The organism is Saccharomonospora saliphila YIM 90502 (assembly GCF_000383795.1).
Taxonomy (GTDB): domain Bacteria; phylum Actinomycetota; class Actinomycetes; order Mycobacteriales; family Pseudonocardiaceae; genus Saccharomonospora; species Saccharomonospora saliphila.
The window spans coordinates 31,014-42,222 of the sequence record NZ_KB912618.1; the positions used below are offsets into that span (position 1 = coordinate 31,014).

The 11,209-nt window shown below is 69.8% G+C and carries 11 protein-coding genes; 10 read left to right on the forward strand and 1 reads right to left on the reverse strand.

Features of this window, described 5'->3' with window-relative positions:
- A partial coding sequence (locus SACSA_RS24285) for an MFS transporter (RefSeq protein WP_157596580.1) occupies positions 1–869 on the forward strand: 869 nt, incomplete at its 5' end.
- A 118-nt stretch (positions 870–987) separates the two neighbouring features.
- On the opposite strand, the gene SACSA_RS0102260 is transcribed toward SACSA_RS24285, so the two are convergent.
- Positions 988–1,794, reverse strand: coding sequence for a VOC family protein (locus SACSA_RS0102260; RefSeq protein WP_232212811.1), 807 nt, complete (start codon positions 1,792–1,794; stop codon positions 988–990).
- Positions 1,795–1,953: 159 nt separating this feature from the next.
- Between SACSA_RS0102260 and SACSA_RS0102265 the strand changes: the two genes are divergently transcribed.
- The 9 genes from SACSA_RS0102265 to SACSA_RS0102305 all read left to right on the forward strand — a co-directional run bounded on the left by SACSA_RS0102265 (position 1,954) and on the right by SACSA_RS0102305 (position 10,140).
- On the forward strand, positions 1,954–2,463 hold the full coding sequence (locus tag SACSA_RS0102265; protein WP_019813126.1) for a DinB family protein: 510 nt from the start codon (positions 1,954–1,956) through the stop codon (positions 2,461–2,463).
- Positions 2,464–2,640: 177 nt separating this feature from the next.
- On the forward strand, positions 2,641–3,921 hold the full coding sequence (locus tag SACSA_RS0102270) for a M14 family zinc carboxypeptidase (protein WP_028661448.1): 1,281 nt from the start codon (positions 2,641–2,643) through the stop codon (positions 3,919–3,921).
- A gap of 122 nt (positions 3,922–4,043) precedes the next feature.
- Positions 4,044–4,565 (forward strand): GNAT family N-acetyltransferase, encoded by a 522-nt coding sequence (locus SACSA_RS21160; protein WP_019813130.1) that lies wholly within the window; start codon positions 4,044–4,046, stop codon positions 4,563–4,565.
- 234 nt (positions 4,566–4,799) lie between these two features.
- Positions 4,800–5,303, forward strand: a complete 504-nt coding sequence (locus SACSA_RS0102280; RefSeq protein WP_019813132.1) for a DinB family protein — start codon at positions 4,800–4,802, stop codon at positions 5,301–5,303.
- A 317-nt stretch (positions 5,304–5,620) separates the two neighbouring features.
- Complete coding sequence (locus SACSA_RS0102290; protein ID WP_019813136.1) at positions 5,621–6,487, forward strand: PhzF family phenazine biosynthesis protein; 867 nt, start codon at positions 5,621–5,623, stop codon at positions 6,485–6,487.
- A gap of 92 nt (positions 6,488–6,579) precedes the next feature.
- Positions 6,580–6,876 carry a recombinase family protein gene (locus tag SACSA_RS24290; protein WP_083940121.1) on the forward strand — a complete coding sequence of 99 codons (297 nt, stop codon included), beginning with the start codon at positions 6,580–6,582 and terminating at the stop codon, positions 6,874–6,876.
- A 16-nt stretch (positions 6,877–6,892) separates the two neighbouring features.
- Positions 6,893–7,321, forward strand: a complete 429-nt coding sequence (locus SACSA_RS0102295) for a YciI family protein (protein WP_019813138.1) — start codon at positions 6,893–6,895, stop codon at positions 7,319–7,321.
- Positions 7,322–7,359: 38 nt separating this feature from the next.
- Entirely contained in the window at positions 7,360–8,640 is a 1,281-nt protein-coding gene (locus SACSA_RS0102300) for an RNA polymerase sigma factor (RefSeq protein ID WP_232212812.1), read from the forward strand.
- A gap of 843 nt (positions 8,641–9,483) precedes the next feature.
- Positions 9,484–10,140, forward strand: a complete 657-nt coding sequence (locus SACSA_RS0102305) for a maleylpyruvate isomerase N-terminal domain-containing protein (RefSeq protein ID WP_028661449.1) — start codon at positions 9,484–9,486, stop codon at positions 10,138–10,140.
- Positions 10,141–11,209: the final 1,069 nt, after the last annotated feature.

Below are 11,209 nucleotides of genomic sequence, written 5' to 3' on the forward strand. Positions count from 1 at the left end.
CGGTCGCCGGGGGCCTGCTGGCCGAGTACGCGCCGGCACCGCGGGCATTGCCGTACGGGGTGCACCTGGCCCTGCTGGCGGTGGGGTGGCGCCGCGTGTCGGCCGTGACCGCCCGCGGCTCGCGCCCGGTCGCGTGGCGGCCGACGCGCCCGCGTATCCCCGCCGGTCTGCGACGGCTCTTCGGCGCCGCTGCCGCGACCGGTTTTCTCGCCTGGACCACGGCGGGGTTGTTCCTGGCGGTCATCCCCGCGGTGCTGAGCAGGCACGCCGGGATCGACAACCTGGCCGTCATCGGCGGGATCGTGGGTGCCGTACTGGCCTTCTCCGTACTGTCGCAACCGCTGGTCGCCCGGTGCGGCGCGAGACCGGCGCAATTGGTCGGCCTCGGTGCCCTCCTGCTCAGCCTCGGCGTGCTGGCGCTGACCGGCGGAGGATCGCTGCCGGTGACCCTCCTCGCGGCCGTGGCGGCCGGGCTCGGACACGGTCTGGCCTACGGCGGCTCCAGCACCGCCGTCGACATGGCCGCCCCCGACGAGCAGCGGGCCACGATCAGTTCCGCGCTGTATCTCGCCTTCTACCTCGGCGCGGGAGTTCCGGCGGTGGCGGTCGGGATCGTGACCCTGTGGTACCCCCTGACCGCGGCGATCTCCTGGCTCAGCGCCCTCGCCGCCGCGCTCGTGCCGCTCGCCGGTGCCGCGCTGGTGTTCACCGACCGCTCCTCCCGGCCGCGGACCCCCGGCCACGGTTCGAGACGGGTGGGGCCGGTGTCGCGGGACCGCGTGCGGGCGATGACCGTGCCAACGGAAGGCACTCGGCCATCGATCGCCGCGGAGGCGGCTCCAGCAGCATGGGACCGGCCTCCGCGGTGATCTTCCGGCTGGTCCTTGGACAGCACGGTGAAGCGGAAAGTCGTTGGTCTCAGGACCCGTCTCGGGCGAAGGCGACGGCGTCGCCGGTGTCCACGGTGCGGGTCGGCAAGGCTGCGCGTCAGAGCGGGGTGAGCACGCAGAATTCGTTGCCTTCCGGGTCGGCCAGGACCGTCCACGGCACCTCGCCCTGACCGAGGTCGACGTCGGTGGCGCCGAGTTCCCGCAGCCGGGCCACTTCCGCCAATCGATCGTCACCGCGGTAGGGCCGGAGGTCGAGATGGACGCGGTTCTTCACGGTCTTCACGTCGGGTGTGCGGCGAAACACCAGATACGGGCCGACGTTCGTGGCCGAGCGCAGCACCGCTTGAGCGTCGGTCACCTCGTGCACGGTCCAGTCCATCGCCTCTTCCCAGAACCGGACCATGGCCCGGGGGTCCGTGCAGTTGACCACCACCGTGGCGACCGGCCCCGTGTCCTGGTCGGTCGTCCCGGGCTGCCGCACGCAGAATTCGTTGCCTTCCGGGTCGGCCAGGACCGTCCACGGCACCTCGCCCTGACCCACATCGGCGGGTGTCGCGCCGAGATTCTTCAGGCGAGCGACCAGGTCCGCGTGATGGGCCGCCGACGTGGTGGCGAGATCGACGTGCACACGGTTCTTCACCGTCTTGGGCTCCGGGACGGTAATGACGTCGATGCAGACGGCGGCCGGATCAGGATAGGCGAAACCCACGGGCTCCAAGTTGGTCACGAAGCCGGGTTCCTCGACGGAAGCATCCCAGCCGAGCGCCTCGGCCCAGAACCGGCCCAGTGCGGAGTCGTCCCGAGCGTTCATCGCGATCTGAACAAGCCGCGTCGCCATGCCGCTGATCCTATGCCCGCGCGAAACCACAAAGCCAAGCGTTTTCAACGGGTACCGCGGCAGCACGGTGGCCGCCGGAGGACCGCCCGCCCGTCACGCGCCTGTGACAAGCCGTCCGCGTGTGTGCTCAGGCAGAGCCCCGCGGCCGTCGCTCACGACGGCGGCAGCCTCTCGCATACTCGCTGGGACGACTGCCCGCCCGGCGTGCGATGACAGACTGACCCGATGGACCTACCGTTTCCGGAACCGACCGAGCCGCGCGAGTCGCGTGCGGAGGTCTTTCTCGGCTATCTCGACTACTTCCGCTCGGTTCTGATCGACAAGCTGCACGGGCTCTCGGACAGCGAACTGCGAACAAGCAGGCTCCCTTCGGGCTGGACCCCGCTCGCGCTGCTCAAACACCTCACCTATGTCGAACTTCGCTGGCTCGTGTGGGGATTCGAGGGTGAGCCGATCGACCAGCCGTGGGGCGACGCACCGCGAGGCCGTTGGTCCACAGCGGAGAACGAGACCGTGGCAGGCCTCATCGACGCGCTGCGCGACCAAGCGGCACGCAGCAACCAGATCGTGCGCGACCACGAACTCTCGGACGTAGGACAACCCGGCGAACGCTGGGCGGAGGCACCGCCCGCGACGTTGGAACGCGTCCTGTTTCACCTGCTGCAGGAATACGCGCGCCACGTCGGGCACCTCGACATCGTCCGTGAACTCATCGACGGAAAGACCGGGGAATAGCAGAAGTCCGCACCGCCCGCGTCCGGAGAGCACCAGGCGGGCAGGAGCACGTGAGGTGGTACGGAGAGCAACACGAGCGCCGCCCGAACAGCCCTTGCGCCGCGCCCGCGTCCGATATTGGCTCACCACAACCGTTTCGGGTGCCCGTGGGCACCCTCGACCTCCAAGGAGGACTGTGTGAGCCAGTCGCGGCACCAGTTGCGCAGGCCGTTCGCTGCGCACGACCGCAGGCCCTCGCCCCGCTGGAGAACGCCGGTGGCGCTGGCGGCGGCGGGATCGATCGCGTTGACCGGGTTCGCGGCCCTGCCCGCGGCGGCGGAGCAGCCCGAGGGACCGGGCCAGGGCGCGTGCAAGACCCAGGAGGACCCGCAGTGGAACGGCTGGACCGACCACGCCGAACTCGGCGCTGCCCTGCGGCACATCGAGCGGAACTCGGCAGGGCGGGTGGAGGTCAGCCAGATCGGCACGAGCACGCTCGGCAGGGAACTGTGGTCCGCGCGCGTCGGCACGGGCGATCGGGTCCTGCTGGTGCAGAGCGCCATCCACGGCAACGAGCGCACGGGCACCGAGGCACTGCTGGGCACTTTGCGAGACCTCGGCACGAGCCGCGACGCGGCCACCGAGCACCTGCTCTCCGAGGTGACCCTGGTCGCGCTGCCCATGGTCAACCCGGACGGCGGTGAGCTGAACCGGAGGAGGAACGTGCTGTCGTGGTCGGAGGTGGTGGAGCGCTACCCGCAGCTCGCGGACGCCCCGCGCGCCTGGTACCACGGCCTGCGCGGGGACGGTATCGAGCTGCCGGGCTTCGACCTCAACCGGGACTTCCATCCCGACCTGGACTACGTTCCCCGGGCCGGGGACCTGCCGGGCAGGCAGGTGGACGCCGGGTTCTTCCTGGCCCCGGAATCCAGGGCCATCCGCGATGTCTACGTGGCGCTGCGCGACGAGTTTGGTGCCGTGGACGGGGTCGTGGACCTGCACCACATGGGACCGTGCGACCGCATCACCGGCGGACCGCAGGACGGCAAGCTGATCTCCGTCGCGCTGGACTACCCGCCGCTGGGCGCGGCCGACGGCGCGGCGTACCAGGCCGAGTGGCCGCTGCTCGACCAGGACAAGTCCCGGCGTTACGCGCTCGCGGTGGCGCGGGGCATCCAGCGGGCGTACGGGGAACAGTCACCGCTGGCCGGTGTCGGGCGGTACTACCACCCCGACGAGCGGGAGTACGCGGGCCAGGGCCGGTCGGCGTTCGCGTTGAACGGCTCCGCCTCGGTGCTGTTCGAAGTGCGCGGGCAGCAGGACGACCTCGGCCAGAAGCAGAGGGGCATGCTGGTGCGGTCGGTGCGCACCGGTGTGGAGTCGCTGCTGAGCGCCATGGCGTCCGGACAGGTCGACCGCCTCGACGGCGACGCCTTCTTCGCGCTGCCGGACTACGGCTGGGACAGCAGCGCCGACTGACGCGGTGTGTGGGTGGCCGGACGGTGTCCCTCCGGCTACCCACACACCGGAGCCCGGGCGCTGAACACCTCCGGCCCAGGCACTCTGTTGGCCCGATCCATCGCTTGGTGCAGGCTGGTGGGATGGCGTACGGCGTAGAAGAGATCGTGTTGCGGCCTGCGGTTGCCACCGAGGCGGGTGCTTTGACCGAGCTGGCCTTGCGGTCGAAAGGTCACTGGGGATACGACCGGGAGTTTCTGGAGGCGTGCCGTGACGAGCTGACGTTGCATCCGATGGACCTCGAGGCGCGTCGGGTGGTCGTCGCGGACAGGGGAGGAAGCCCCGTGGGCTTCTACAGCCTGGAGGGGCAACCCCCGGAAGGGGAGCTGGGCTGCTTGTTCGTGGAGCCGTCCGCCATCGGCCGCGGTATCGGCGGACAGCTCTGGGACCACATGTGCGGAACCGCCCGCGGGCTGGGGTTCCGTCGGATTCGCATCGAGTCCGATCCCGGCGCCAAGCCGTTCTACGAGTCGCGCGGAGCCGATCTGGTCGGCGCTGTCGTTTCTGGCTCGATACCCGGCCGTGAGCTGCCGCTGCTCAGCTACGTCCTGCCCGGGGACGTGCCGCATTCACAGCGAGCCGGTACTTCGGACCCGTCGCACTGAAGGATCCCTCCCGTACGAACAGCCGGGGCTCGCCGTCGAAGGCCTTCCGGTAGCACACGCCGAAAAGCCAACGGTGAGCGCTGTTTCGCCAGGCCAGGGACGGAGCAGTACCGGCAGGTGTTTGGCGATGCCAGTACTGCCCCCGGTCTCGGCGTGCTCTCCGTCTGCGGTGACGATGTCGCTCGTAAGTGATAACCGCTCTGACGCCTGCGCCGAGCATGGCACGATGGGTCGGTGGATGATCTTCAGAGGAACGAACCTTCGCATCTGGCCGACGAACGCACCACGCTGGCCGAGTTCCTCCAGTACCAGCGCGACACTCTGGCGGTGAAGTGTGCGGGGTTGACCACCGAGCAGCTCAAGCAGCGTGCGGTGCCCCCGTCAGCGTTGTCCCTGCTGGGGCTGGTCCGGCACATGGCCGAGGTCGAGCGAATCTGGTTCCGGAACGTGCTCAACGGGGAGAACAGCCCCCACCGCTGGCTTCGGGATACCGGCGAGTTCGGCGACTTCGACGTCGACGACGCCGACTGCGGAGAAGCCTTCGAACTGTGGCGCATGGAGTGCGCCCGAGCTCACGAGTTGGCCAACGCGGCCGAGTCGCTGGACATCGTCGGGCACCAGCGCGACGTCCCCTACTCCCTCCGGTGGATCCTCACGCACATGATCGAGGAGTACGCGCGGCACAACGGACACGCCGACCTGCTTCGCGAGCGCATCGACGGAGCCACGGGGGAGTGATTCGCAGTGCGCGGGTGAGGATGTCCAGCAGGCCGCGTTCGGACAGCACCCACCCAACCGCGCCCGTTCCGCGCTGTCCGGTCGAGGCCGAGTACGCCCCCACCGGCTACCGGCCGCTGCGGGCAGGCGTCGTCTCGTGAGCCTCCCCTGGGGCGAACACGCTGGGGACATTGGTCACGGCGGAGGGCTGCCGCACCCGCACGGAGCCTTCCTCGTCCAGGAGCTTGAGCAACATCGGAACGGAAACCGAAGCTCAGCCCCGGTGAAACTTCCGACACCGAGGGTCTCGCAGTACCCATGCGGGGCATGCTGGCGTCATGGCGGACGTGTTGCGCATCAGCGCCTTCCCCGCGCCTTCCGCGCGGAACGGTGGGAATCCTGCTGGAGTCGTTCTCGACGCGACCGGGCTCGACGAGGCTGCGATGCTCGCGCTCGCCGCCGATACCGGATACTCGGAAACGGCGTTCGTGCTTGACATGCAAGAGTCGGCGGAGGTCAACGGTCCCCGGAGGGTCCGCATCCGTTACTACTCACCGGCCGCGGAGGTGCCGTTCTGCGGCCATGCGACCGTCGCCACCGCCGTGGCGCTCGCCGAGCGCCACGGCACCGGGCCGTTGCTGTTCGACACAGCGGTCGGCGACGTCGCCATCGAAACGACCAAGACGGCCAACGGTGAGATCACCGCGTCCTTCACCAGCGTCGAGCCCTCGGTGACACCGATGGACGACGACGTCGTCGACCGGTTGCTGTCGTTGCTGGCTCTCAGGCGGGCCGACCTCGATCCGGCCTACCCGCCTCGGCTGTCGTTTGCCGGCAACGTCCATCCGGTTCTTGTCGTGAGCAGCCGCGAGGCCTTCGACTCGTTCGACTTCGACCCGACGCAGATGCGAGGGCTGATGGACGAACAGGGCTGGGTGGCAACGGTAACCGTGCTGCACCCACTGGGCGCGACCGAGTTCGCCGCACGCAACCTGTTCCCGGTCGGCGAGATCACCGAAGACCCGGCAACCGGCGCCGCCGCCGCGGCAACCGGGGCGTACCTGAGAGCGATCGGCGCGGTAAGGCCACCGGCACAACTCCGGATCCATCAAGGTGACCACGTCGGGCGTCCGAGCCTGCTGCACGTGACGGTGCCGGCAGCGGGAGGCATCGTCGTCACGGGTGGGGCCGCGCGGATCGCCTGACTCTCGGTCGGCGCGCACACGACTCGAGAGCGCACCGACGAGACGTCGTCACGGTTGGCCTCATCGGCCTATGTCTCAGCCGCCCGGGCCGGATGCATCCGCGTCTTCGAGGGAAGTTGTCCGGCGAAAGCGCCGGACGCCCCGAGCTGGCCGCCTGCCTGGACTACCTCCGCCACGGCGACACCCTCGTCGTGCTCGAACTCGCCCGGCCGGGCCGCAGCCGGGCGGATCGGGCGGAAACCGGCCGAGTCATCGCCGCTCGCATCCTGCCAGGCGCACGCGCGCGCTCGTTCTGTCGGAAGAATCTTCCGCGACCGTGTCGAGAAGCGGTGTGCTCGCGCGACGTGTGGGTAGCGGTCCCGAACGGGGGCCGATCCGGGAGAACGTGAGACGAGGAGTGACACGATGCGGTACATGCTCATGTTGGGTGCCACCGACGAGACCGAGGCCGATGTGCTTCCCGCCCAGGAGGACTTCGAGCGGATGCACGCCTTCAACGAGGAGCTGGTCGACGCGGGCGTGATGCTCGAGGGCAATGGGCTGCGGGCCAGCTCGTACGGGGCGCGGGTGGTCTTCGGCGACGACGGCCGCACGGAGGTGCTGGACGGGCCGTTCGCCGAGAGCAAGGAACTGGTCGCCGGATACTGGATTCTCGACGTGCGTTCCCGCGCCGAAGCCGTCGAGTGGGCGCGGCGGGTGCCCGCGGGGCCGGGTGCCCGCGTGGACGTGCGCAAGGTCTTCGAGGCCACCGACTTCGGCGAGTCCTACACCGACGACCTGTCCCGCGCCGAGGATCGGCTGCGGGAGCGGATCGCCGAGACGCACGGCGGGTGAGGTTGCCGGGTCCTCCGCGGCCTGCTGTGCTGGGCACTGTGACGGACCCGCGCGGTGTGATCGAGGCGGTGTGGCGCATCGAGTCGGCGCGTGTGACGGCCACCCTGGCCGGGCTCACGCACGATGTCGGCCTGGCCGAGGAGTCGGCGCAGGACGCGCTGGTGGCCGCGTTGGAGCAGTGGCCGGAGTCCGGGGTTCCGGATCATCCGGGCGCGTGGCTGACGGCGGTGGGCAAGCGGCGCGCACTGGATGTCCTGCGGAAGCGGCAGCGGTGGCAGCGCAGGCTCGACGAGGTGGGGCGCGATCCGACGACCGGCCTCGCGCCGGCGGGACCGGACGCCGATGTCGTCGCCGATGCTGTCGGCGACGACATCGGCGACGACCTGTTGCGGCTGGTGTTCACCGCCTGCCACCCGGTGTTGTCGGTGCCGTCCCGCGTGGCGCTGACGTTGCGGCTGCTCGGCGGGCTGACCACGGGCGAGATCGCGCGCGCGTTCCTGGCGTCCGAGTCGACGGTGGCGCAACGCATATCCCGGGCGAAGAAGACCCTCGCGCGGGAAAACGTGCCGTTCGCGGTGCCGTCGGGCGCCGAGCTGGCGCCGCGGCTGGCGTCGGTGACCGAGGTGGTGTACCTGATCTTCAACGAGGGGTACGCGGCCACTGTCGGCGAGGACTGGATGCGGCCGGAGCTGTGTGCCGAGGCGCTGCGGCTCGGGCGTGTCCTCACCCGGCTGGCACCGACCGAGCCGGAGGCGCACGGGCTGGTGGCGCTGATGGAGTTGCAGCATTCCCGCGCCTCCGCCCGCACCGGCCCGGACGGGGAACCGGTCTTGCTGGCCGAGCAGGACCGGTCTCGCTGGGACCGGCTGCTGATCCGCCGCGGGCTGGCGGCGCTTGAGCGGGCGCGGGCGTTGACGGATGCGCCGGGGCCGTACGCGTTGCAGGCCGAGATCGCCGCCTGCCACGCCCGTGCCGCCACCATCGACGCGACCGACTGGGCGCGGGTAGCGGCACTGTACGGGGAGCTGGCGCGGGTGCAGCCGTCGTCGGTGGTGGAACTGAACCGGGCGGTGGCGGTGTCGCGGGCACACGGCCCGGCGGCCGGGTTGGCGTTGGTCGACGCGCTCCGCGCTGAAAGGGCGCTGCGGGCCTACCACCTGTTGCCGAGTGTGCGGGGTGATCTGCTGGCCCGGCTCGGGCGGCACGATGAGGCGCGTGGCGAGTTCGCCCGCGCGGCCGAACTCACCCGTAACGACCGGGAACGGGCCCTGCTGCGACGGCGGGCCGAGACCGGAGGGCGATCCACACCGACGCCCTGACCAGGGCAGTTACCGATCTTGCCCCGCACTGTGTGTAGCGTGGCACCGGGTGCGCGACGCTCGCCAGCGGGCTGGATCGAGCGCGACACGCGCCGTGGACCCCCTTCTCGACCTGCGACAACACCGATCCGGTCGCTGAGATCGACTCTGCCGGGCGGTGTGTCGCCGTGGTGTGGATCCATCGATCGGGTGCTCATTCGCCAGCGACAGGCACACTCAGCGACTCATTCCACTGTGGACCGAGACGGTCTTCGCGGGGGCGGCGCTCGGAACTCTCGTCAGTGCCGCGCCAACCGTGGACCTGGGCCCTGCACTCCTGGAGCTGTCCTGAGGGGCAGAGTGGGGCGGGGTATTCCTCGGTGGGGAGTGCGGCTTTGAGGGCGTGGGTGCCTCAATGGTCATCGGGTCTAGGCTGAGGTCTGGTCTCGGTGCAGGGTTCATTACACGGTGGCGCGGGCGACGGTGAACACCTCGGGCGAGGTCGGCGATGGTGTAGTCGCCGGTTCCGTACATGCGCACGAGCTCGCGCTGCTACTTGGCCGAGAGCGTGGGCTGCTTGCCGCGCAGCTTTCCGCTGGCCTTGGCCACGGCCACCTTCCTTCGTTCTAATCCGCAGGAGGTCGACTTCGACCGTGGTCGAGGTAGCTTCCGTCTCGCTCGTGGCGCGCGAACCTACGTTCAGCCCCCGACGAGGGGAATTCTCCCCGTACGGGGCAACCGCGATGCCGCAAGTCCAGGCCAGAGCCCGCTGGTCGCTGCGTCGGCGGGTGTACGCAAGGGGTTTCAGTTCCGAACAGGGCGAGATCGGCTGCACTTCGGTCCGGGCGCTGCTAGCTTGCGGTTGTGGATCTCTTCTCGAGCTCGTGGACAGCATTGCGCACGGCGATCGCTGACCTCTCCGACGAGGACTTCGCGCGGCCGTCCGGCTGTGCCCGCTGGCTCGTGCGGGACCTGGTGTGCCATCTGATCATCGATGCCCAGGATGTCCTGATCACCCTCGTGACCCCTGCCGAGACCGAACCTACCTGGGACGCGATCACCTACTGGGACGTCTCCGACACGCCGCCAACCGGCGACGACCCGCTCGACTCGCTGATCATCCGGTTGGCCGCTGCGTACGAGGAGCCGCGGCTGCTGAAGTTCCACCTCGACGACGTCGGTTCCGCCGTCGGCCGCGCCGCCGAACTCGCCGACCCCGCGGTCCCAGTCACTACCCAGGGCAAGGTGCTCACCGTGGGTGATTACCTTTGCGCGTACGTGCTGGAATGGACGCTGCACCACCTCGACCTGATCGCACACCTCTCCGACACGGCGGAACCCCCTGCCGAGTGCCTCGCGCGGTCACGCGAGATCCTGGAGAAGATCGCTGGGGCCGCATTCCCCGCGTCGTTGCCTGACAAGGACGCACTGCGAGTCGGCACCGGTCGCCGCGCCCCGACCGACGCGGAGCAGGCTGAACTGGGCGAGCTGGCCGCGAAACTCCCGTTCGTCCTGGGATGATCGTCTGGATGAAGGCTGATCCAACGCGGTCGCGCCGCGCTCCAGTTGCCCGCCTCAGGATCCCTCAGTGAGATCTGGTCGGGAGGTTGAGGCGGGATATTCATGTCCAGGCGGAACCGGCCGTAAGGTCCGGCGTCGTCGGGGCGGAACGGTCACCGTGATCCACGGCTCGCCACGGCCATCGTGGAAGCGAGTCTTGTCGTCGACGCCGTCGTAGCGTCCGAGCAGGTCCGGGGCCTGCATGATCGGGCGGTAGGCGGTGTTGCTACACCGAGCTCCAGCACGGACAGCAGAGCGGGCAGCATCCGCCGGTAGTAGTTCGAGTGGTTTACGGCGGCCTCGGCCAAGCGGAACAGGATGCCTTCCTTGCCCCGCACGCGCCGCTAATCCTTGGTCAGCTCCCGCTCCACCCGCCGATCAGCCCGAGTATTGATCTCGTGAACGAGCCGATCAGTAGCTCGACCAGCGCTCGGCGAACACGCCGTCCGGTACGCCGAGCGCCGCACCGCCGTGAGCTGGTGGAGCTCGCGTAGCGACGTACGAACGCAGCCGCGTCGCCCCGGTCTTGTCGCCCACCAGCCGCCAGTCCTCACTGACCAGCGTCCAGGACCCCACCAGGAGTGGGCCCGCGCGCTCACCCCGTCCGTCCCGCGCCCACCGTGGACCTGACCGCGATACCTGCGCCAATGTTTCGCGCACGCGATCGCGAAATTGGTTAAACCGATCGAGATACTGCGAAACTATGCCGCGAAAACTATCCGTGATAATGCCTCTTATCACGGATGGCCGCCGACAGGGGCCGCGACGGAGACAGGGGCGGACCGGGGCGGGACGGAAGCCGGTAGCAGGCCCGGCCCCGGGCGTGGTGGGCTCGCCGGGAGACCACCCACGAGGGAAACGCTCAGACGGGGCGGCGGTGTGCCGATGCGGACAGGTCCGACCGGGCCCCGCACCCCCGTCGGACCGGCCTGCGACCGGGCGGCGCGCGGGGGAGACCGGCACCATCCCGCACCGCGACCCGTACACACCCGCGCGGGGCGTCGGCTGTCGACCTGCTGGGCGTGGTCCA